Source organism: Streptomyces sp. NRRL S-37, from assembly GCF_000721605.1.
Taxonomy (GTDB): Bacteria; Actinomycetota; Actinomycetes; order Streptomycetales; family Streptomycetaceae; genus Streptomyces.
The window spans coordinates 1-22,276 of record NZ_JOIZ01000012.1; the positions used below are offsets into that span (position 1 = coordinate 1).

The window sequence follows — 22,276 nt, forward strand, 5'->3', positions numbered from 1 at the left end:
CGCGATCACCCGCCCCTCCCAGGCCCGAAGACACCCGCCGTCACACCCAACGACCACCACCGGGAAAGGACACCCATACGAGACAAGAATTCCCGTTCCCCGACGCCAGGCCCCTCCGCCAGCAGCCGGACCCTCACTCATGCGCACCAGAACTCACCCATGTGCTGTCACCCGGCACCAACTCACAACCCTCGAGATGCCCGTCATGCTCGCGCCCGTGCCCAACGCCATCGACTTCACCGACAAGAAGGTGCTGATCGCGGACGACGTCGCCGACACCGGCAAGACGCTCAAGCTCGTGCGCGACTTCTGCCTCGACGCCGTCGCCGAGGTGCGCAGCGCCGTGATCTACGAGAAGACGCAGTCGCTGGTGAAGTGCGAATACGTCTGGAAGCGCACCGACGAGTGGATCAACTTTCCGTGGTCCGTCCAGGAACCCGTGGTCAAGCGGGACGGCCAGGTGCTCGACGCCTGAGAGCGGAGAGACGCCTGAGAGCAGAGAGAGGAAGGGGGCTCCCGGTGCCGGGAACCCCCTTCTTCCTTCTTGCGGTACGGCCGAGGTCAGAACGTGCCCAGCTTCACGATCGACAGCAGGGCGATCAGCTGGATCGCCGAGGCGCCCAGGGCCTTCGGCCAGGGGAGGTCGTGGGAGCGGGACACCATGATCGTGAGGAGGGCGCCGGCCGCCACCCAGGTCGCCCAGCCGAGGATCTGGACGAAGGAGGCGTCGCCGCCGGCGAACATGGCGAAGACCAGGCGGGGCGCGTCCGTGAGGGACATGATCAGCATGGAGAGGCCGACGGTGGGCTGCCAGGCGCCGTTGCCGCCGAGCTGGCGGGCCAGGGTGTGGGTGACCACGCCGAGGATGAAGGCGCTGAGCACCATCGCGACGGCCGTCGTCAGGACGATCGGGATCGCGTTCGAGAGGGTCGCGTTGATCGCGTCCTCGCGGGCGGTGTCGAAGCCGAAGACGGCGAGCAGCCCGTAGAGGAAGCCGACGATGAGGGCGGGGCCCCACATCGTGTAGTCGCGCATCTGGTGGAAGGTCTGGGCGGGGGACAGGACGATGCCCTTGAGCAGGTCCTTCCAGCCCAGGCGGGGGCCGGCCGGGCCGGCGGGCGGGGCCGCGCCGGGGTGGTAGGCGTCACCCTGGTGGTAGGGGTCCTCGTTGATCGAGAAGGCCTGGGTGTGCCCCGGGTTGTTGGCCGCGTACGGGTCGTGCGGGGCGCCCTGGGCGCCGTGCGGGTACGCGCCGTCGCCGAAGTACTCCGGCTCGCCGTGACCGCCGGGTCCGCCCGGGCCGCCGTTCGCCTGCGGCCAGCCACCGCCGGCGCCACCGCCGTACGACGGCTGCTGCGGGTACGGCTGCGGTGCCTGCGGGTAGCCGTACGACGGCCCCTGCGGCGTCTGCCGCCCGTGCGGGGGGTGTTGCGGTCGCGCGTGAGGAGCGCCGTTGTTGTTCCGGCCGCGTCCGATCCTGAATCCAGCCACGTCCTCGAACGTACCTGGTCCCGGACGGCCGTGTGCCGGGCCCCGGCGTTCGGGCCCGGCTTTGCGGCCGAGCTGTGACATCCCCTAAGGGGACGTCAGGCGGGTCGTCCGTCCTCCGGAGGGTTCCGGGGCGGCCCGGTCCTACGGAGGACGGAGACCCGCGCCGGACCCGGGCGGTGCTCAGCCGCCGAGGACCGAGCCGAGGTGGGGGGTGCCGGTGGCGGACACGCCCGTCGTGCCCGTGCCGAAGCTGAGGGAGCCCGTGGTGGTCGGGCCGGCCGCCGAGCCGCGCAGGGACCAGACCGAGCCGTCGCCGGAGTTCTCGCCCGGCGCGGACACGGACAGGTCGGCGCGGCCGTCACCGGTGTGGTCGGTGAGGACGACGCGGGTGCCGAAGAGGTCGCCGTCCTCGGAGGCGCCGGGGACGCCCGCGGTGTTCTGGGTGTAGTACTGGGCGCCCCCGGTGGTGAGGCCCGAGGCGGAGCCGTACAGGACGGTGACGGCGCCGGCCCCGTTGTTCTCGCCCGCGGCGCCGACGGCGAGGTCGGCGTAGCCGTCGCCGTCGACGTCACCGAGGGCGACGCCGCTGCCGAAGCGGTCGCCGGTCTCGGAGGCGCCGGGGACGCCGGCGGTGTCCTGGGTGAGGACGAGCGGGGCGCGGCCGGTGTCCAGGCCCTCCGGGCCGCCGTAGACCACCGTGACCCTGCCGCCCTTCGCGCCCCCGGCGTCGGCGGAGGTCTCCCGGTCGTTGCCGACGGCGAAGTCCGGGTGGCCGTCGCCGTCGATGTCGCCGGCCGCGGAGACGTACCCGGCCGGCATCCGCTGCAGCCAGTCCGTGTAGTTGCCGATCCGCAGATCGGCCAGGGAGGTGGCCGCGTCGCCGGTGTACTCGTCGCGGCTGTGCAGGGCCACCGGGCCGCGGCCGTCGCCGGGGACGTCCGCGGAGGTGAGGTGGGTGACGCCGGGCGAGGAGGGCCCGTACTGCGAGCCGGAACCGCCGTTGTGCGCGCCGGTCCTGGTGATCGGCCCGTTCACGACGGACAGGGTGATGGGGCCGGTGGAGCCGACCGTGACGTCCGTGTCGCCGTCGTCGTCGAAGTCGCCCGTGGCGAAGGCCTGGCCGTAGTGGTCGTAGTCCGTGTCGAAGAAGCTGAAGAGGGAACGGGCGCCGGACAGGCCGGACTTCGAGCCCCAGACGACGACGGCCGTGCCGCTGCTCGTGTCGCCGGTGACGTCCTCGCCGGGGACGCCGGCCAGGAGGTCGGCGTAACCGTCGGCGTTCAGGTCGGCGGAGGCCACGGCGGCACCGAAGGCGTCACCGGCCTCGGCGGCGCCGGGGACCCCGGCGGTGTTCTGGGTGATCAGGGTGCGGGCCGAGGTGTCCGGGCCGCCGGCGCCGCCGTACACGACGGCGACGGCGCCCGCCTTCGCGTGGCCGTCGACGGTGGCGTCCGGGGCGCCGATCACGAGGTCGGTGCGGCCGTCGCCGTTGAAGTCGTACGGGACGGCGGCCGTGGCGGCGTGCGCGGCGGGGGCCGTGAGGGCGAGCGGGGCCAGGGTGGCCGCGGCGAGGGTGATCGCGGCGGTGCGCAGGCGCATGGGGGACCTCGGTGCGGCGGGCGGGAGCGGGCGGGGGGTCACTGGGCGATCGTCCAGGCGAAGGCGGCGTCGCCCTGGAGGGAGACACCGCGGGCGGAGAGGAACAGGGCGCCGGAGGTGGTGAGTCCGGAGGCGGTGCCGCGCATGACGGTGACGGCGCCGTAGCCGTTCTCGTAGCCGGCGCCGGTGACGAGGTCGGCCTTGCCGTTCTTGTCGAGGTCGACCAGGCGGACGGAGAGGCCGAAGGCGTCGTTGGTCTCGTTCGCGCCGGGGACGCCCGCGGTGTCCTGGGAGTACTGCTTGGCGCCCTTGCCGGTCAGGCCGGAGGCCGAGCCGTACAGGACGGTCACCGTGCCGGTGTCCGGTGTGCTGCCCAGGTCCTCGCCCTGAGCGCCGACCGCGATGTCGGCGTAGCCGTCGCCGTTGACGTCGCCCGCGCTCAGCGCGGAGCCGAACAGGTCGCCGTACTCGCCGCCGCCGGGCACGCCCTCCGTGTCCTGGTGGATCACGGTCGGCTTCTGGTCGGGGTCGGGTCCGTCCGGGCCGCCGTACCAGACGGTGATCTGTCCGCCCTTGTGGCCGTTGACCGAGTTGCCGTCGCTCGGGTCGCCGTAGTCGCCGAGGACGAGGTCGCCGTAGCCGTCCTTGTCGACGTCGGCGATCACGCCGTTGGAGCCGTCGGCGTGCGGCAGCTCGACGCGGGCGTAGTCGGATTCGGGGTGGGCGTCCCAGTTGTTCAGGTCGTGGCGGAAGTAGCTGATGTTGCCGGCCGGGTCGCCGTCGACGCCGAACGGGTAGACGCGCTCGGCCTTCCGGTCGCCGGTCAGGTCGCCCGCGAACACCTCGTAGGTGGAGCCGAGTTCGCCGACTCCCTGGTGGCTCAGGGGGGTGCCGGTGCGGGTGAAGGGGCCGTTGTGGAGGTGGGTGTGGCTCTGGCCGGTGACGGTCACGTCCGTGTCGCCGTCACCGTCGAAGTCGCCGGTGGCGATGCCGGAGGAGTAGCCGCCCCACTCGGCGAGGCCGGACGGCTGGGGCAGTCCCGAGCCGCCGGACAGGCCGGACTTGCCGCCCCAGACGACGGTGACCGAGCCGACGCCGTCGCGGTCGCCGATGGCCTCGTACTGGGAGCCGACGACGAGGTCGGAGTAGCCGTCGCGGTCCAGGTCGGCGGCGGCCAGGCTCTGGCCGAAGCGGTCGCCGCTCTCGGCCGCGCCCGGGATGCCGGCGGAGTTCTGGGTGATCACGGTCTTCTTCGCGGCGGAGACGCCGGAGGACGAGCCGTAGAGCACGACGACGGCACCGGCGCTCTGCACGGAGCCCACGTCGGCGTTGAACGCGCCGATGGCGACGTCCCGGTATCCGTCGCCGTTGAAGTCGCCGGCCAGGCCGGAGGCGGCGGTGGCCGAGGGGGCCGACAGGGCGAGCAGGCCGCCGGTCAGGGCGACGGCGGTGGCGGTGGCCAGGGCGAGGCGCGCGGGGCGCTGGTGCATGCGGGGTTCTCCTGCGGGGGCCGGACGCGGGGGCGTGCCGGAAGGACGAGGGGGAGGTGCCGTGGTGGTGCGGGGGTGGCGTGCGCGCGTACACCGCCTGGGTAGTGCGGGAGTGGCGTGCGCGTACACCGCCTGGGTGGTGCGGAGACGGCGTGCGCGCCCGGCGCATGATCCAGAACCGTAGAGGTCCGGTGCGCGCGGTGCGCGGGATTTTCGTGTGCCGCGGGCCGGGACCGGCGGTGAGCGCCGGTCCCGGCCCGCGGCGGCGGCCGGAACGGTCAGCCGTGTCAGCCGTTGACGTGGAAGCCGAACATCGGGTAGCCCGCCGACGACAGGCCGGCGGCGCCGAGGCCGATGCCGAGGCCGGTGGCGTTGATCTTCAGGCCGTCGGAGTTGAAGGTGACGGCGTAGCCGTTGGAGTCGTTCTCCCACGGCAGGCCGACGGTCAGGTCGGCCTTTCCGTCGCCGGTGACGTCGGAGAGGAGGACCTCGCCGCCGAAGCCGTCGCCCGTCTCGTTGCCGCCGGGGACGCCCGGGGTGTCCTGGTGCAGGGACTGGGAGCCGGTCTCCAGGAGGCCGGCGTCCCCGCCGTAGAGCACGGTGACCATGCCGGCGTCCTCGAACTCGCCCAGGTCCTCGCCCGGCGCGCCGATGACGAGGTCGTCGTGGCCGTCGCCGTTGATGTCGCCGAGGGAGACCTCGTAGCCGAAGTTGTCGCCGGTCTCGTTGCTGCCGGGCACGCCGGCGCTGTTCTGGTTGACGCGCTCGATGCCGTCGGGGCCGTACGACGTGCCGTAGACGACGTCCACCGACCCGCCCTTGGCGGTGCCCGGGGTCTCCGTGCCGGGGTCCCACGAGTTGCCGATGACGATGTCGCCGTAGTTGTCGCCGTTCACGTCGCCGATGTCGGAGATGACGCCGGCGGGGAGCTTCTGGGCACCCGAGGTGGTGAGTCCGGAGGAGGAGCCGGGCAGCCAGTAGTTGGCGTTGTACGAGTAGTCGCCCCCGCTGTCGCCCTCGAAGCCGTCGACGACCAGGTCGGTGCGGCCGTCGGCGTCGATGTCGCCGGGGGTGAGGTTGAAGATGTCGGTGCCCGGGACCTTCAGGATGGGCGCGGTGATGGTGTAACGGCCGCCGGTGGATCCGGACTTGGTGAATCCGCCGCGGTAGACGTCGATCTTGTTGATGTCCGAGGAGATCGCGAGGTCGGCCTTGCCGTCGCCGTTGTAGTCGCCGGCGGCGACCACCTGGCCGAACCAGTCGTGGACGGAGCGGGTGGGGTCGGACACGGTGGTGCCGCCGGAGAGGCCGCCGGAACCGCCCCACAGGATGACGACGGTGCCGCCGTTGGCGTCGGTGCCCGCGTCCTCGCCCGGGGCGCCCACGGCCAGGTCGGCGTAGCCGTCGCCGTTGAAGTCGCCGGGCGCGGTGTGGGCGCCGAACTGGTCGTCCTTCTCGGCGGCGCCGGGGACGCCCGCGCTGTCCTGGGTAAGGGTCTGGATCTTGCCCGCGCCGGCGCCCTGGGGGGAACCGTAGAGGACCGTCACCGCACCGGCGCCGCCCTTGCCGCCCACGGAGGCGAAGGGGGCGGTGACGGCGACGTCCCGGTAGCCGTCGCCGTTGAAGTCGCTGTCGGTGCCCGAGGGGGCGGCGGACGCGGGGCCGGCCAGGGCGACCAGCAGGCCGCCGGTGAGAGCGGCCGCGGTGGCGGTCGCGAGAGCGGTGCGGAGGTTCTTGTGCAAGGAGGTCTCCTGCCGGTGTGCGGGACGGCCGCCGGGAACGGTCGTCCACGGGTCATGGGGCGCCGTGTTGCCCGTGTTTCGCCCTGAGTTGTCCTGCGGTTCACGGGTGATCGCCGATCAGGAGACCCTCGAGTGGACCCGAGGGTTGTACGTGAACATGACGGAATGGAGAAATGAGGGAACGGTGAAGCCGGGACGGCCCCGGTGGCCGCCGGGGGTGTTGCCCGAAGGGCCGGAGAACTCGGCTCCGGCGATCGTCACGTGCTTCTTCGGGCCGGCACTGACGCCGACCGGGCCGGCACTGACGCCGACCGGGCCGGCACTGACGCCGACCGGGCCGGCACTGACGCCGACCGGGCCGGCACCGGCGTCGGCCCGGTCGGCCGGCGGGTGAAGCAGGTGAAGCCGCGCGGGGCAGGCGCGGTCCAGGTGGCCGAGGACGGCCGGGAAGGGCGCGAGGCCCGTCCCGTACGACAGCGCCCCGCCGCCGGCCGGAGCCGGGACGGGGCGCTGAAGGGTGCGGGGCGGGACCGGAGAGAACCGGTCGGGACCGGAGGGAACCGGCCGCCCCGGGACGGGTTACTTCACCGGCTCCGGTTCCGGAGCGCTCTCGCTCTCCTCGTCGCCCGCCGGGCCGGCCGGGGTCTTGACGGACTCCAGCAGGAGCTGGGCGACGTCGACGACCTGGACGGACTCCTTGGCCTTGCCGTCGTTCTTCTTGCCGTTGACCGAGTCGGTCAGCATGACCAGGCAGAACGGGCAGGCGGTGGAGACGATGTCCGGGTTGAGGGAGAGGGCCTCGTCGACGCGCTCGTTGTTGATGCGCTTGCCGATCCGCTCCTCCATCCACATCCGGGCGCCGCCGGCGCCGCAGCAGAAGCCGCGCTCCTTGTGGCGGTGCATCTCCTCGTTGCGCAGGCCCGGGACCTTGCCGATGATCTCGCGCGGGGGCGTGTAGATCTTGTTGTGGCGGCCCAGGTAGCACGGGTCGTGGTAGGTGATGAGGCCCTCGACCGGGGTGACCGGGATCAGCTTGCCCTCGTCCACCAGGTGCTGGAGCAGCTGGGTGTGGTGGATGACCTCGTAGTCGCCGCCGAGCTGCGGGTACTCGTTGCCGAGGGTGTTGAGGCAGTGCGGGCAGGTGGCGACGATCTTCTTCGCCGACTTGGGCTTGCGGGACTCGTCGGTCACCTTGCCGTCGTCGTCCATCTCCTCGCCGAAGGCGGCGTTGAGGGACATGACGTTCTCCATGCCGAGCTCCTGGAACAGCGGCTCGTTGCCGAGGCGCCGTGCGGAGTCACCGGTGCACTTCTCGTCGCCGCCCATGATCGCGAACTTGACGCCCGCGATGTGGAGGAGTTCCGCGAAGGCCTTGGTGGTCTTCTTGGCGCGGTCCTCCAGGGCGCCGGCGCAGCCGACCCAGTACAGGTACTCGACCTCGGAGAGGTCCTCGATGTCCTTGCCGACGACCGGGACCTCGAAGTCGACCTCCTTGGTCCACTCCAGGCGCTGCTTCTTCGCCAGGCCCCAGGGGTTGCCCTTCTTCTCCAGGTTCTTGAGCATCGTGCCCGCCTCGGACGGGAACGCGGACTCGATCATGACCTGGTAGCGGCGCATGTCGACGATGTGGTCGACGTGCTCGATGTCGACGGGGCACTGCTCGACGCAGGCGCCGCAGGTGGTGCAGGACCACAGGACGTCGGGGTCGATGACGCCGTTCTCCTCGGCGGTGCCGATCAGCGGGCGCTCGGCCTCCGCCAGGGCCGCCGCGGGCACGCCCGTGAGCTGCTCCTCGGACGCCTTCTCCTCGCCCTCCATGGTCTTGCCGCCGCCGGCCAGCAGGTAGGGGGCCTTGGCGTGCGCGTGGTCGCGCAGCGACATGATCAGGAGCTTGGGGGAGAGGGGCTTGCCGGTGTTCCAGGCGGGGCACTGCGACTGGCAGCGGCCGCACTCGGTGCAGGTGGAGAAGTCCAGCAGGCCCTTCCAGGAGAACTGCTCGACCTGGGAGACGCCGAAGACGTCGTCGTCACCGGGGTCGGTGAAGTCGATCGGCTTGCCGCCGGAGGTCATCGGCTGGAGCGCGCCCAGGGCGGTCCCGCCGGTGGCCTCGCGCTTGAACCAGATGTTCGGGAAGGCGAGGAAGCGGTGCCAGGCCACACCCATGTTGGTGTTGAGCGAGACCACGATCATCCAGATGAACGAGGTCCCGATCTTGATCATGGCGACCAGGTAGACCAGGTTCTGCAGCGCGGCGACCGACAGGCCCTTGAAGGCGAGGACCAGCGGGTACGAGGCGAAGTACGCCGCCTCGTAGTGGTCCACGTGGTGCAGCGCGCCCTCCAGGCCGCGCAGCACGTAGATGGCCAGGCCGATGGTGAGGATGACGTACTCGACGAAGTACGCCTGGCCCGCCTTGGAGCCCGCGAAGCGGGACTTGCGGCCGGGGCGGGAGGGCAGGCTCAGCAGCCGGATGACGATGAGCACGGCGATGCCGAGCACGGTCATCACGCCGATGAACTCGATGTACAGCTCGAACGGCAGGAAGCCGCCGATGACCGGCAGCACCCAGTCGGCCTCGAAGAGCTGGCCGAACGCCTGGGCGAGGGTCGGCGGCAGGGTCAGGAAGCCGACGGCGACGAACCAGTGGGCGATGCCGACGACACCCCACCGGTTCATGCGGGTGTGGCCGAGGAACTCCCGCACCAGGGTCACACTGCGCTGGTAGGGGTTGTCGGTCCGGGCGCCGGCCGGGACCGGCTGGCCCAGTTTGAAGTACCGGACGAACTGGCCGATCGCGCGTGCGAGCAGCGCGACGCCGACCACGGTCAGGACCAGCGACACGATGATCGCGGCGAGTTGCATGGGGGCTCCTCGGGCCTGCGAGGGGTTTCGGGGAGGGAATTTCCGGGCTTCGCGGGGGCTCCATGACGGCTTCCCCGAGATTACTAAGCGGTAACTTATGCAGTCCGTTCGAGATTACCCCCATCTCCGGTCGCACTGTAGCCGGGCGCGGGGTGATCTGAATCGCTCAGGGTCGCCTGTGGCGGCATCTCCAGGGCCTCTCGGATGGCGTCCGGGATCCGATCGTGTTATTCACGCTAAATCGGTCCATACGCCCCTAACTTATATCCGTGCTCTACGGGATCGCCGCCGCCGCCACCTCCCTGCTGCTCTCCGCCCTCCTCGCGGAACTGCTGCGGGTCCCCGCCCTGCGCCTGGGAATCGTGGACCGCAGACGCCGTCTGGCGCTGCCGCTGTCCGGGGGAACGGCCGTCGTGCTCGCGACCGTGCTGGTGGCGGGGCTCGGCGACCGGGCGGGGTACGCCCCGCTCGGCACCGGGATCGGGCGGCTGCTGGCCGCCGGGGCCTGGATCGGCGTCCTCGGGCTGGCCGCCGACGTGTGGCGGCTGCGGTGGTGGGTCCCGCTCGCCGGTACGGCCGTGTCGGCGGCGCTCGTCGTGCCGTACGCGGAGACCGGGGTGGTGCGGGGGGTGCTCGCCGTGGGGTGGGTCGTGGCGGTCACCGCCGCGTTCCGGGGGCTCGACCACGCCGACGGGCTGGCCGGCACCGTGGGGGCGGTGACCGCGTTCGGGGTGGCGGCCTGCGCGGCGGCCGAGCTGATGGACGGGATCGCGGTCCTGCTGGGCGTGCTGGCCGCCGCGCTCGCCGGGTTCCTGCTGCACAACTGGCATCCCGCGCGGGCCGGCCTCGGGGCCGGCGGCTCACTGTTCACGGGGTTCGTGGTGGCCTCGGCGGCGGTGTTCGTACGGGCCGGGCAGGGAATCGGGACCGGCGCCGGGGTGTTGTTCGCCCTGACGGCCGTGGCGTGCGCCGACGCCCTCCTGGTGGTCCTCGCGCGGCGGCTGTCCCGGTGGCCGCTGACCCGCGGCCGGCCGGACCACCTCGGGCACCGGCTGCGGCGGCTCGGACTCGCGCCCCGCGCGGTGACCGTCCTGCTCGGCACGGGCGCGCTGGGCGGGGTGCTGGTGGGGGTGGGCGTGCACACCGGACGGCTGTCCGGGGGCGCGGTGGTGTGGGTGGCGGCGGTCGCCGCGGTGGTTGTCCTCGCGCTCGTGCGTCTTCCCGTCACCCCTGTTTTCCGCCCCCGTCAACGCTCTACCGAGGTATCACCGCAGGTCAGCGAGCAGTTGCGCGTAAGGAACGGATAAGAGTTGAGCCTGCTCGACTCAGCTCTGTTGACCCGACGCCGGGTGTCATGCATGCTTGAGTCCGTTCCACTCAAGTCAGCTGGAGGAATCGAAATGGCACGTGCGGTCGGCATCGACCTGGGCACGACTAACTCCGTCGTCAGCGTTCTGGAGGGCGGCGAGCCCACCGTCATCACCAACGCCGAGGGCGCCAGGACCACGCCGTCCGTCGTCGCCTTCGCCAAGAACGGTGAGGTGCTGGTCGGCGAGGTGGCCAAGCGTCAGGCGGTCACCAACGTCGACAGGACCATCCGGTCGGTCAAGCGTCACATGGGCACCGACTGGAAGATCGAGCTCGACGGGAAGCCCTTCAACCCGCAGCAGATCAGCGCCTTCGTGCTGCAGAAGCTGAAGCGCGACGCCGAGGCGTACCTGGGCGAGAAGGTCACGGACGCGGTCATCACCGTCCCGGCGTACTTCAACGACGCCGAGCGCCAGGCGACCAAGGAGGCCGGCGAGATCGCCGGTCTGAACGTGCTGCGCATCGTCAACGAGCCGACGGCCGCCGCCCTGGCGTACGGCCTCGACAAGGACGACCAGACCATCCTCGTCTTCGACCTCGGTGGCGGTACCTTCGACGTCTCCCTGCTGGAGATCGGCGACGGTGTCGTCGAGGTGAAGGCCACCAACGGTGACAACAACCTCGGTGGTGACGACTGGGACCAGCGCGTCGTCGACTACCTGGTCAAGCAGTTCCAGTCGGGCCACGGCGTGGACCTCGGCAAGGACAAGATGGCGCTGCAGCGCCTGCGCGAGGCCGCCGAGAAGGCGAAGATCGAGCTGTCCTCGTCCACCGAGACCTCGATCAACCTCCCCTACATCACCGCGTCCGCCGAGGGCCCCCTGCACCTCGACGAGAAGCTGACCCGCGCCCAGTTCCAGCAGCTGACCGCGGACCTGCTCGAGCGCTGCAAGACGCCGTTCCACAACGTCATCAAGGACGCCGGCATCCAGCTCAGCGAGATCGACCACGTCGTCCTCGTCGGTGGCTCCACCCGCATGCCCGCCGTCGCCGAGCTCGTCAAGGAGATGACCGGCGGCAAGGAGGCCAACAAGGGCGTCAACCCGGACGAGGTCGTCTCGATCGGTGCCGCGCTCCAGGCCGGTGTCCTCAAGGGCGAGGTCAAGGACGTCCTGCTGCTCGACGTCACCCCGCTGTCCCTCGGCATCGAGACCAAGGGCGGCATCATGACCAAGCTGATCGAGCGCAACACCACGATCCCGACGAAGCGCTCCGAGATCTTCACCACGGCCGAGGACAACCAGCCGTCGGTGCAGATCCAGGTCTACCAGGGCGAGCGCGAGATCGCCGCGTACAACAAGAAGCTCGGCATGTTCGAGCTGACCGGTCTGCCCCCGGCGCCGCGCGGCGTCCCGCAGATCGAGGTCTCCTTCGACATCGACGCCAACGGCATCATGCACGTGACCGCGAAGGACCTGGGCACGGGCAAGGAGCAGAAGATGACCGTCACCGGCGGCTCCTCGCTGCCGAAGGACGAGGTCGACCGGATGCGCCAGGAGGCCGAGAAGTACGCGGAGGAGGACCACGCCCGCCGCGAGGCCGCCGAGTCCCGCAACCAGGGCGAGCAGCTCGTCTACCAGACCGAGAAGTTCCTGGCCGACAACGCGGACAAGGTCCCCGGTGACGTCAAGACCGAGGTCGAGACGGCCGTCGCCGAGCTGAAGGAGAAGCTCAAGGGCGACGACTCCGCCGAGATCCGCACCGCCACGGAGAAGGTCGCCGCCGTCTCCCAGAAGCTGGGCCAGGCCATGTACGCCGACGCCCAGGCCGGGCAGGCCGCCGGTGGCGCGTCCGCCGGTGCCGGCGAGGCCAAGGCCGACGACGACGTCGTCGACGCCGAGATCGTCGACGAGGACCGCAAGGACGGTGCGGCGTGACCGAGGAGACCCCGGGCTTCGACGAGCAGTCGCAGCAGCCCGACGTCCCCTCCGACGAAGCCGAGCCGAAGGCCGCCGCCCAGCCCTCCGCGGAGGAGGCGGCGGCCCCGGCCGGGGACACGGGCCAGGAAGCGGCCCTGGTGGCCCAGCTGGACCAGGCGCGCACGGCGCTCAACGAGCGCACGGCCGACCTCCAGCGCCTCCAGGCCGAGTTCCAGAACTACCGCCGCCGGGTCGAGCGCGACCGGATCGCCGTGAAGGAGATCGCCGTGGCGAACCTCCTTAGCGAGCTGCTCCCCGTGCTCGACGACGTCGGCCGCGCGCGGGAGCACGGCGAGCTGGTCGGCGGCTTCAAGTCCGTCGCGGAGTCGCTGGAGACGGTCATCGCCAAGATGGGCCTCCAGCAGTTCGGCAAGGAGGGCGAGCCCTTCGACCCGACGATCCACGAGGCGCTGATGCACAGCTACGCGCCGGACGTCACCGAGACGACGTGCGTGGCGATTCTGCAGCCGGGGTACCGGATCGGCGAGCGCACCATCCGCCCCGCGCGGGTGGCCGTCGCCGAGCCGCAGCCCGGCGCGCAGACGGTCAAGCCGGCCGAGGAGAGCACCGAGGCGCAGGACGAACCGGCGGAGAACAAGGAGAGCGGTGGCCCGGAGGAGGGCTGACGCGATAGCTGACGCAGGGAAGGAGGGACGTCGGGGATGAGCACCAAGGACTTCATCGAGAAGGACTACTACAAGGTCCTCGGCGTCCCCAAGGACGCCACCGAGGCCGAGATCAAGAAGGCGTACCGGAAGCTCGCCCGCGAGTTCCACCCGGACGCCAACAAGGGCAACGCCAAGGCGGAGGAGCGGTTCAAGGAGATCTCCGAGGCGAACGACGTCCTCGGCGACCCCAAGAAGCGCAAGGAGTACGACGAGGCGCGCGCGCTCTTCGGCAGCGGAGGCTTCCGCCCGGGGCCGGGCGCGGGCGGCGGCTCCTTCAACTTCGACCTGGGTGACCTCTTCGGGGGTCAGGCCGGCGGCCAGCAGGCGGGCGGCTTCGGCGGCGGCCTCGGTGACGTCTTCGGGGGCCTGTTCAACCGCGGCGGCGCGGGCGCGGGTACGCGCACCCAGCCGCGGCGCGGCCAGGACATCGAGTCCGAGGTGACGCTCAGCTTCACCGAGGCGATCGAGGGCGCGACCGTCCCGCTGCGGATGTCGTCGCAGGCGCCCTGCAAGGCCTGTTCGGGCACCGGCGACAAGAACGGCACACCGCGCGTGTGCCCGACCTGCGTCGGCACCGGCCAGGTGGCGCGGGGCTCCGGCGGCGGTTTCTCGCTCACCGACCCGTGCCCCGACTGCAAGGGCCGCGGCCTGATCGCGGAGGAGCCCTGCGAGATCTGCAAGGGCAGCGGCCGGGCCAAGTCCTCGCGGACCATGCAGGTGCGCATCCCCGCGGGCGTCAGCGACGGCCAGCGGATCCGGCTGCGCGGCAAGGGCGCCCCGGGCGAGCGCGGCGGCCCCGCCGGCGATCTGTACGTCGTCGTGCACGTCGGCGCGCACCCGGTGTTCGGCCGCAAGGGCGACAACCTCACCGTCACGGTCCCGGTGACGTATCCCGAGGCCGCCCTCGGGGGCGAGGTCCGGGTCCCGACGCTGGGCGGTCCGCCGGTCACGCTGAAGCTGCCGCCGGGCACGCCCAACGGGCGCACCATGCGGGCGCGGGGCAAGGGCGCGGTCCGCAAGGACGGCACCCGCGGCGATCTGCTGGTCACCGTGGAGGTGAGTGTTCCCAAGGACGTGTCGGGGAAGGCTCGTGACGCACTGGAGGCGTATCGCGAGGCGACCGCGGACGACGATCCGCGGGCGGAGCTGTTCCAGGCCGCGAAGGGAGCTTGATTTCAGATGGACGGCCGTCGACGCAATCCGTATGAACTGACCCAGGACACCCCGGTCTACGTCATTTCGGTGGCGGCCCAGCTTTCCGGCCTGCACCCGCAGACACTGCGGCAGTACGACCGGCTGGGCCTCGTGTCGCCGGACCGCACGGCCGGCCGGGGCCGCCGTTACTCGGCCCGTGACATCGAACTGCTCCGTCAGGTGCAGCAGCTGTCGCAGGACGAGGGCATCAACCTGGCCGGAATCAAGCGCATCATCGAACTGGAGAACCAGGTCGCCGCCCTCCAGGCCCGCGCGGCCGAACTGGAGAACGCCCTGGACGGGGCGGCCGCGGCGATGCGTCAGCGCGAGGCCGCGGTACACGCCTCGTACCGCCGTGACCTGGTGCCCTACCAGGAGGTGCAGCAGACCAGCGCGCTGGTGGTGTGGCGGCCCAAGCGGCAGCAGCAGGACTGAGGCGCCGGCCCGGAGTGCCGCGGGAGGCCCGGAGGTTCACCGAACCTCCGGGCCTCCCGGCTGATGCACAGATGCGTGTGTGACTATCGTATGGCTGCGTGTCCAGATGATGCTCGCCGGACGTCCGCAGGTCTCTCACGAGTTCGGCACACCGTGCCGTGTTTATTTCGTTAAGTGACCGACCTTGACTCCGGTGGGGGCTGAAGCGTTGGCTTTTCAGTCACATGGGCCGCAAAGCTGAGCCCACGTCCGAAACGCACATGAAGTGAGCCCTCGCATGCGTCGTATCGCCATATCCGTGGCCGCCACCGCCATGTCCGTCACGCTCGTCGGATGCGGCGTGCTCAACGCGACGGGGAGCAGCGACGACGCGAGCCCGGCCAAGAGCGACGACATCACCGTCGGGCTGCTGCTCCCGGAGAAGGCCAACACCCGGTACGAGCAGTTCGACTACCCCATCTTCAAGACGAAGGTGGAGTCGCTCACCAACAAGAAGGGCAAGGTCGAGTACGCCAACGCCGAGGCGGACGCCGGCAAGCAGGCCGACCAGATGCAGCAGATGATCGACGACAAGGTCGACGCCATCGTGCTGGACGCGGTCGACTCGCACGGCATCGCGGACAGCGTGCAGAAGGCCAAGGACGCGGGCATCCCCGTCATCGCCTACGACCGGCTCGCCGAGGGCCCGATCGACGCGTACATCTCCTTCGACAACGAGCTGGTCGGCGAGGTGCAGGGCCGTTCCCTGCTGGAGGCGCTCGGCGGCGACGCGAGCATCACCGACAAGATCGTGATGATGAACGGCTCGTCGACCGACCCCAACGCCAAGCAGTTCAAGGCGGGCGCGCTCTCCGAGCTCAAGGGCAAGGTGACGATCGCCAAGTCCTACGACACCAAGGACTGGAAGCCGGAGAACGCCCAGGCCAACATGGCCGAGGCGATCGAGGCGATCGGCGCGGGCGACATCGAGGCGGTCTACTCCGCCAACGACGGCATGGCGGGCGGCATCGTCAAGGCGCTCAAGGCCGCCGGCGTGACCGAGCTGCCCCCGATCACCGGCCAGGACGCCGAACTCGCGGCGGTGCAGCGCATCCTCGCCGGCGAGCAGTACATGAGCGTGTACAAGTCCTACCCGGACGAGGCCGAGAACGCCGCCGAGATCGCCGTGGCCAAGGTCCAGGGCAAGAACATCCAGTTCGACGCGCTCACCCGCGAGCGGGTGGACAGCCCCACCGTCAAGGACATCCCGGCGCAGCTCGTGCCCGTGGTCGCGCTGACCAAGGACAACATCGAGGACACCGTGGTCGCCGACGGGATCTATGACATCTCGGACATCTGCACCGCGGAGTTCGCGGCGGCCTGCGAGGCGGTCAAGCTGAAGTAGCCGCCCCTCCCGTCGATATCCGGCCACCCACCGGCCCTCCGGCCGGTGCCGGACCCTGCCCGTGTTGCACAGCCGGTTCCGGCCGCGCATAGTTGCGCTGCGGAAAGTGGCGGAACCGGGGGTGGGATGGGCGATGGCCGGGCACGGGACGGACGGGCATCCACACGGTGCTGACCGACTGTGCGAGGCCGGGGATCGCGTGTATTCCCGGGCCGTACGGCGCGGACGGCTGCCGCGCCGGGACGCGGAGCCGGTGCCCTGCCTGCTGGAACTGGCCCTGCTGCACCCCGACCCCGACGACATGGACTGGCTCGTCCCCACCCCTCCGCAGGAGGTCATGGCCCGGCTGCTGCGCGGGATGTACGACGAGGTGAACGCGAGCCGGCGCCGGGTCGGCTCGGCCGTCGAGGCCTTCGAGCGGTACGCCGGTCTGGGCCACCGGACGCCCGCCTCACCGACGGCGGCGGAGGGCCCGGCGATCCGGGTGCTGGACGGGCTCGCCCGCATCCAGGCGGCGATGGACGAGGCGACACAGGCGTGCACCACCGAGGTGCTCACCGTCCAGCCGGGCGGCATCCGGCGCGAGGCGGAGCTGTCCGAGGGCCTGCACCGGGCGACGGCCCTGCGCGGCCGGGGCGTGCGCATGCGGGACCTGTACACGCATGTCGCCCGGCACGGGCACGGACTGCTGCGCTACCTGGAGCTGATGGGCGACGCGGTGGAGGCGCGCACCCTGGACGAGGTGATCGAGCGGCTGATCCTCTTCGACCGCACGGTCGCCTTCATCCCCGCCAACGCCGAGCGCACCATGGCGCTGGAGCTGCGCCACCCGGCGCTGGTGGAGTACCTGGGCACGGTCTTCGACCGGCTGTGGCGGCTCGCCATCCCGCTGACCGCGCCGCTGCCCGACACCGGCATCGAGGGCATCTCGCACCGGGAGCAGTCCATCGCGGCCCTGCTCGCGGAGGGCCACCAGGACGCGGTGATCGCGGAACGCCTCGGCATCAGCGTGCGGACCTGCCGGGCGCACATCGCCCGCCTGTCGGAGACGCTGGGCGCGGCCAGCCGTACGCAGCTCGGCGTCCGCATCGCCCAGGCCGGCCTGGACGGCTTCCGGCGCCCCGCCGTCACCGCGCTGCGCCCTCCTGGTTGAGGATCCCGGACTCCGCGATGAGGTAGCCGAGCTGGGCCCGGCTGCCGCTGCCGAGGGTGGCGGCGAGTTTGGCGATGTGGGCGCGGCACGTCCGTACGTTCATGCCGAGGCGGCGGGCGATGGCCTCGTCCACATGGCCCTCCACCAGGAGCTTGGCGATGGAGTGCTGGATCTCCGGTATGCCGTCGGGCGCGGTCTCGTAGGGGGTGCCGGCGGTCAGCGGGACCGCGCGGTTCCACATGAACTCGAAGACCTTGCTCAGATAGCGGACGAGGCCGGTGTGCCGCAGCTCCAGGGCGACCTGGCGGTCCTCGCGCACGGGGATGAAGGCGACCGTCTCGTCGCAGATGATGAGGCGCTCCATCAGCTCGTCGATGGTGCGGTACTCCGCCCTGCCGTTGGCGAACTGCTCGACGTAGGAGAGGCGCTCGGGGTTGAACCGGGCGGTGTGCTGGTAGAGGGTGCGTATGCGCACACCGCGCTCGACGAGCAGCCGGTCGCGCTCGAACCCCTGCAGCAGGCTGCGTTCGGGCCGGTGTCCGCTCGGCTGGACGGTGAGCATCTCCGTCCGGCACTGGGAGGTGGCCAGGTCCAGCGCGCTGTTGATGCGGTCGTTGCCCTCGAGCACGGTGATCGAGTGGGTGGGCGCGATCTCCTGGGCGCTCAGGGACATGAACGGCTCGAAAGTGTCGGCGAGTTCTATCGACAGGCGCCGGCGTTCGGTGATCTCGCGTTCCAGAGGGCTCAGCCGCTGGGAGAGCGCGACGGAGGGAAGCACCGGACGCAGCCACTGGGCGTCGTCGGGATCGGGATGAAGGAGGGCGAAGTCCATCAAGCAGGGCGCCGGTTCCACGTCGGCGCGGGCGATACGTCCCGCGCGGAGGGCATTCGCGTACAGTCGCACCCCCTCCTCGCACAGCTCGGTCACCGTGTGAGGATGTACCGCCTTGGTCTGTTTCGTTCCCAAATCTCCACCCCACAGGGTCCTGAACATGCAGGAACATGATGCACCGATCGTGTGGCCATGATGTGCCCGAATGAGCCATCGTCGTACTGGACGGGGGACAGAGGGGACCTTCAAGTGAGGACGAAGCCGACTATGGGTAAGAAAATGCTTCGCTCGGTGCTTGTCGCCGCCTTCTCCGTCGGTGTGGCTTCCGGGATAGCGGGCGGCCTCTCCGAGACGGAGGCGGACGTCAGGGCGGACAGCGTGTGGCCGCCGATCATCGCGCCGATCGTCGCGGAGGACGCGGTCATGGCCGACAGTGTGTGGGCCGGCCCCGCGCGTACGGATGACAGCGTGTGGGCTTGACATGAGTACTCCACCCGACGACCGCTCCTTCCGCCGGGAGATGGCGACCGCCTACCGATCCGGATGGCACTTCATCGACCTGGTCACCGCCATCCCCCACAGCGGTGACTCGTTGATGGTGACCGTCTTCGGTGAGCCGGTCGTCGTCACCCGCGACGAGGACGGGGACGTACGGGCGTACCGGTGCCTGCGGCGGCCCAGGGGGGCGCCGAAGCCCGTGCGGTGTGCCATCCGGTACGGAATGATCTTTGTGAACCTGGACCAGCGGGACCATCGGCAGGCGGAGTCGGACTCCCCCGTCCCCCGGACCATCTCGGCCACCCCCCGCAGTGCCTGACGCGATTCCCCCGTCGTAAAAGATCGCGCAGGTGCTTCCCCCCGCAGCGGCGTCACCGTGACCTGAACACGGTGACGCCGCTGCAGTTTTCCGGGACATGTCCGGGTATCGACCCGATCGAGTGATGACCAAAAGCCATCGCTCGGTGTACGAACCGTGAGACGGCCCTCATCCACGCCCCATCGCGCGCGTGAGCGCGATCTCGATGACCACCCGCGACGGATTCGGCCGCGGCGTCCGCCCGTAGCGCTCCGCGTACCGCCGCTCCGCCTCGGCGACCCGCTCCCGCTCCGTACGGACCACCGCCCGCCCCTCCAGCGTCGCCCACCGCCGGCCGTCCACCTGGCACACCGCGACGAGCGCGCCCCCGTCCCCCGCCGCCAGGACGTGTCGCACCTTCGCGCTGGAGTCGTTCGCGACCACCCGGGCGAGTCGCGCCCCGGGGTCGTACGTCACCGCGACGGGCACCACGTGCGGGGTGCCGTCCGGACGGAGGGTGGTCAGGGTGCACAGGTGCTTCTCGCGCCAGAAGCCGAGATACGACGCGTCCGGATCGCCCGGATCCACCGAGTACGAGAGGGCCATGGACCGGAACTTAGCCCCCGCCGCACTCCCGTCCACCACCTTGAGTGGAATAGACTCAAGTTTGTGTACGCTGACCGAGTCAGCCGCGAAGGCCGCTGAAGGGTCACCGCAAGGAGGAGAACGGACACGTGGACGCCGAGCTGACCAACCGGAGCCGGGAAGCACTCCAGGCCGCGGGCAACCGGGCCGTGACCGAGGGACACCCCGACCTCACCCCCGCCCACCTGCTGCTCTCCCTGCTCGCCGGGCAGGAGAACGAGAACATCACGGACCTGCTCGCCGCGGTCGACGCCGACCAGGCCGCCGTACGCTCCGGGGCCGAGCGCGTCCTCGCCGGCCTGCCGAGCGTCACCGGGTCCACCGTCGCACCGCCCCAGCCCAACCGTGAACTGCTCGCCGTCATCGCGGACGCCCAGTCCCGCGCCCGCGACCTCGGCGACGAGTACCTCTCCACCGAACACCTCCTCATCGGCATCGCCGCCAAGGGCGGAGCCGCCGGCGAGGTCCTCACCCGGCAGGGCGCCACCGCCAGGAAGCTCCAGGACGCCTTCCAGAAGGCCCGCGGAGCCCGCCGCGTGACCACCGCCGACCCCGAGGGCCAGTACAAGGCCCTGGAGAAGTTCGGCACCGACCTGACCGCCTCCGCCCGCGAGGGCAGGCTCGACCCCGTCATCGGACGCGACCAGGAGATCCGGCGCGTCGTCCAGGTCCTGTCCCGCCGCACCAAGAACAACCCCGTCCTCATCGGCGAACCCGGCGTCGGCAAGACCGCCGTCGTCGAGGGCCTCGCCCAGCGCATCGTCAAGGGCGACGTCCCCGAATCGCTGAGGAACAAGCGGCTCGTCGCCCTCGACCTCGGCGCCATGGTCGCCGGCGCCAAGTACCGCGGCGAGTTCGAGGAACGCCTCAAGACCGTCCTCGCCGAGATCAAGGACTCCGACGGCCAGGTCATCACCTTCATCGACGAACTCCACACCGTCGTCGGCGCCGGCGCCGGCGGCGACTCCGCCATGGACGCCGGCAACATGCTCAAGCCCATGCTCGCCCGCGGCGAACTCCGCATGGTCGGCGCCACCACCCTCGACGAGTACCGCGAACGCATCGAGAAGGACCCCGCCCTCGAACGCCGCTTCCAGCAGGTCCTCGTCGCCGAACCCACCGTCGAGGACTCCATCGCCATCCTCCGCGGCCTCAAGGGCCGCTACGAGGCCCACCACAAGGTCCAGATCGCCGACAGCGCCCTCGTCGCCGCCGCCACCCTCTCCGACCGCTACATCACCTCCCGCTTCCTCCCCGACAAGGCCATCGACCTCGTCGACGAGGCCGCCAGCCGCCTCCGCATGGAGATCGACTCCTCCCCCGTCGAGATCGACGAACTCCAGCGCGCCGTCGACCGCCTGCGCATGGAGGAACTCGCCCTCGGCAAGGAGACCGACGCCGCCTCCCTCGAACGCCTGGAGCGCCTGCGCCGCGACCTCGCCGACAAGGAGGAGGAACTGCGCGGTCTCAACGCCCGCTGGGAGAAGGAGAAGCAGTCCCTCAACCGGGTCGGCGAACTGAAGGAGAAGCTCGACGACCTGCGCGGCCAGGCCGAACGCGCCCAGCGCGACGGAGACTTCGACACCGCCTCCAAACTCCTCTACGGCGAGATCCCGGCCGTCGAACGCGACCTGGAGGCCGCCTCCGAGGCCGAGGAGGAGGCCGCCCAGGACACCATGGTCAAGGAGGAGGTCGGCGCCGACGACATCGCCGACGTCGTCGCCTCCTGGACCGGCATCCCCGCCGGCCGCCTCATGGAGGGCGAGACCCAGAAACTGCTCCGCATGGAGGACGAACTCGGCAAGCGCCTCATCGGCCAGACCGAGGCCGTCCGCGCGGTGAGCGACGCCGTACGGCGCTCCCGCGCCGGCATCGCCGACCCCGACCGCCCCACCGGCTCCTTCCTCTTCCTCGGCCCCACGGGCGTCGGCAAGACCGAGCTGGCGAAGGCCCTCGCCGACTTCCTCTTCGACGACGAGCGGGCCATGGTCCGCATCGACATGTCGGAGTACGGCGAGAAGCACTCCGTCGCCCGCCTCGTCGGCGCGCCCCCCGGCTACGTCGGCTACGAGGAGGGCGGCCAGCTCACCGAGGCCGTCCGCCGCCGCCCCTACAGCGTCGTCCTCCTCGACGAGGTCGAGAAGGCCCACCCCGAGGTCTTCGACATCCTCCTCCAGGTCCTCGACGACGGCCGCCTCACCGACGGCCAGGGCCGCACGGTGGACTTCCGCAACACCATCCTCGTCCTGACGTCCAACCTGGGCAGCCAGTACCTGGTCGACCCGCTCACCACCGAGACGGAGAAGAGGGAGCAGGTCCTGGAGGTGGTCAGGACCTCCTTCAAGCCCGAGTTCCTCAACCGCCTCGACGACCTGGTCGTCTTCTCGGCGCTCACCAAGCCCGAACTGGCACGCATCGCCAGGCTCCAGCTCGAGTCCCTCTCCCGCCGCCTCGCCGAACGCCGCCTCACCCTGGACGTCACCCCCGAGGCACTGGAGTGGCTCGCCGAGGAGGGCCTGGACCCCGCCTACGGCGCCCGCCCGCTGCGCCGCCTCGTCCAGACCGCCATCGGCGACCGCCTCGCCAAGGAGATCCTGGCCGGCGAGATCAAGGACGGCGACACGGTCCGCGTGGACCGCTTCGAGGACGGCCTGCTGGTGGGGCCTGCGACCGGCAAGTCACTCTGAGTGACGGTTCC

The 22,276-nt window shown here is 71.0% G+C and carries 17 protein-coding genes and 1 pseudogene; 11 read left to right on the plus strand and 7 right to left on the minus strand.

Translation table 11 applies throughout. The features are described 5' to 3' along the window. Window positions 1-187 precede the first annotated feature (187 nt). Window positions 188-475: pseudogene (locus IH50_RS0118315) on the plus strand (phosphoribosyltransferase); the annotation flags it as partial. Window positions 476-561: 86 nt separating this feature from the next. On the opposite strand, the gene IH50_RS0118320 reads toward IH50_RS0118315, so the two are convergent. From IH50_RS0118320 to IH50_RS0118340, 5 genes are all read right to left on the minus strand, one after another. Then, window positions 562-1,572, minus strand: a complete 1,011-nt coding sequence (locus IH50_RS0118320) for a Yip1 family protein (protein WP_037872531.1) — start codon at window positions 1,570-1,572, stop codon at window positions 562-564. Window positions 1,573-1,671: 99 nt separating this feature from the next. Then, a complete protein-coding gene (locus tag IH50_RS0118325) occupies window positions 1,672-3,090 on the minus strand; it encodes an FG-GAP repeat protein (RefSeq protein WP_030862949.1) in 1,419 nt (472 codons plus the stop codon). 38 nt (window positions 3,091-3,128) lie between these two features. Beyond that, the gene (locus tag IH50_RS0118330; protein WP_030862951.1) at window positions 3,129-4,580 is read right to left on the minus strand and encodes an FG-GAP-like repeat-containing protein; all 1,452 of its coding nucleotides are present in this window, start codon (window positions 4,578-4,580) and stop codon (window positions 3,129-3,131) included. A gap of 287 nt (window positions 4,581-4,867) precedes the next feature. Continuing rightward, window positions 4,868-6,322 (minus strand): FG-GAP-like repeat-containing protein, encoded by a 1,455-nt coding sequence (locus IH50_RS0118335; protein ID WP_030862954.1) that lies wholly within the window; start codon window positions 6,320-6,322, stop codon window positions 4,868-4,870. Between the two features lie 579 nt (window positions 6,323-6,901). After that, window positions 6,902-9,184 carry a (Fe-S)-binding protein gene (locus tag IH50_RS0118340; protein ID WP_030862956.1) on the minus strand — a complete coding sequence of 761 codons (2,283 nt, stop codon included), beginning with the start codon at window positions 9,182-9,184 and terminating at the stop codon, window positions 6,902-6,904. Between the two features lie 269 nt (window positions 9,185-9,453). On the opposite strand from IH50_RS0118340, the gene IH50_RS0118345 reads away from it, so the two are divergent. The 7 genes from IH50_RS0118345 (at window position 9,454) to IH50_RS0118375 (ending at window position 17,305) form a co-directional block, all read left to right on the plus strand. Further along, window positions 9,454-10,491, plus strand: a complete 1,038-nt coding sequence (locus tag IH50_RS0118345) for an MraY family glycosyltransferase (RefSeq protein ID WP_030862958.1) — start codon at window positions 9,454-9,456, stop codon at window positions 10,489-10,491. A 93-nt stretch (window positions 10,492-10,584) separates the two neighbouring features. Beyond that, window positions 10,585-12,429: a molecular chaperone DnaK gene (dnaK, locus tag IH50_RS0118350; protein ID WP_030862960.1), complete on the plus strand. Its 1,845-nt coding sequence runs from the start codon at window positions 10,585-10,587 to the stop codon at window positions 12,427-12,429. After that, window positions 12,426-13,097 carry a nucleotide exchange factor GrpE gene (grpE, locus tag IH50_RS0118355; protein ID WP_030862962.1) on the plus strand — a complete coding sequence of 224 codons (672 nt, stop codon included), beginning with the start codon at window positions 12,426-12,428 and terminating at the stop codon, window positions 13,095-13,097. The genes dnaK and grpE overlap by 4 nt, the downstream gene beginning before the upstream one ends. A 36-nt stretch (window positions 13,098-13,133) precedes the next feature. Beyond that, entirely contained in the window at window positions 13,134-14,312 is a 1,179-nt protein-coding gene (dnaJ, locus tag IH50_RS0118360; RefSeq protein ID WP_030862963.1) for a molecular chaperone DnaJ, read from the plus strand. 6 nt (window positions 14,313-14,318) lie between these two features. After that, window positions 14,319-14,768: a heat shock protein transcriptional repressor HspR gene (locus IH50_RS0118365; protein WP_030862966.1), complete on the plus strand. Its 450-nt coding sequence runs from the start codon at window positions 14,319-14,321 to the stop codon at window positions 14,766-14,768. Between the two features lie 277 nt (window positions 14,769-15,045). Further along, window positions 15,046-16,152: a sugar ABC transporter substrate-binding protein gene (locus IH50_RS0118370; protein WP_234328193.1), complete on the plus strand. Its 1,107-nt coding sequence runs from the start codon at window positions 15,046-15,048 to the stop codon at window positions 16,150-16,152. 133 nt (window positions 16,153-16,285) lie between these two features. Beyond that, on the plus strand, window positions 16,286-17,305 hold the full coding sequence (locus tag IH50_RS0118375; RefSeq protein WP_030862970.1) for a helix-turn-helix transcriptional regulator: 1,020 nt from the start codon (window positions 16,286-16,288) through the stop codon (window positions 17,303-17,305). Here the strand turns inward: IH50_RS0118375 and IH50_RS0118380 are convergent. After that, window positions 17,280-18,299: a helix-turn-helix transcriptional regulator gene (locus IH50_RS0118380; RefSeq protein ID WP_078914012.1), complete on the minus strand. Its 1,020-nt coding sequence runs from the start codon at window positions 18,297-18,299 to the stop codon at window positions 17,280-17,282. The genes IH50_RS0118375 and IH50_RS0118380 overlap by 26 nt on opposite strands. A 105-nt stretch (window positions 18,300-18,404) precedes the next feature. Here IH50_RS0118380 and IH50_RS0118385 point away from each other — a divergent pair, with 105 nt between their 5' ends. Both IH50_RS0118385 and IH50_RS0118390 read left to right on the plus strand, forming a co-directional pair. Further along, entirely contained in the window at window positions 18,405-18,617 is a 213-nt protein-coding gene (locus IH50_RS0118385) for a hypothetical protein (RefSeq protein ID WP_234328194.1), read from the plus strand. Between the two features lies 1 nt (window position 18,618). After that, a complete protein-coding gene (locus tag IH50_RS0118390) occupies window positions 18,619-18,954 on the plus strand; it encodes a hypothetical protein (RefSeq protein ID WP_030862975.1) in 336 nt (111 codons plus the stop codon). 168 nt (window positions 18,955-19,122) lie between these two features. Here IH50_RS0118390 and IH50_RS0118395 read toward each other — a convergent pair whose 3' ends face one another. After that, the gene (locus IH50_RS0118395; RefSeq protein WP_030862977.1) at window positions 19,123-19,539 is read right to left on the minus strand and encodes a pyridoxamine 5'-phosphate oxidase family protein; all 417 of its coding nucleotides are present in this window, start codon (window positions 19,537-19,539) and stop codon (window positions 19,123-19,125) included. A 128-nt stretch (window positions 19,540-19,667) separates the two neighbouring features. Here IH50_RS0118395 and clpB point away from each other — a divergent pair, with 128 nt between their 5' ends. Then, the gene (gene clpB, locus IH50_RS0118400; protein WP_030862979.1) at window positions 19,668-22,265 is read left to right on the plus strand and encodes an ATP-dependent chaperone ClpB; all 2,598 of its coding nucleotides are present in this window, start codon (window positions 19,668-19,670) and stop codon (window positions 22,263-22,265) included. The last annotated feature ends 11 nt before the right edge of the window (window positions 22,266-22,276 follow it).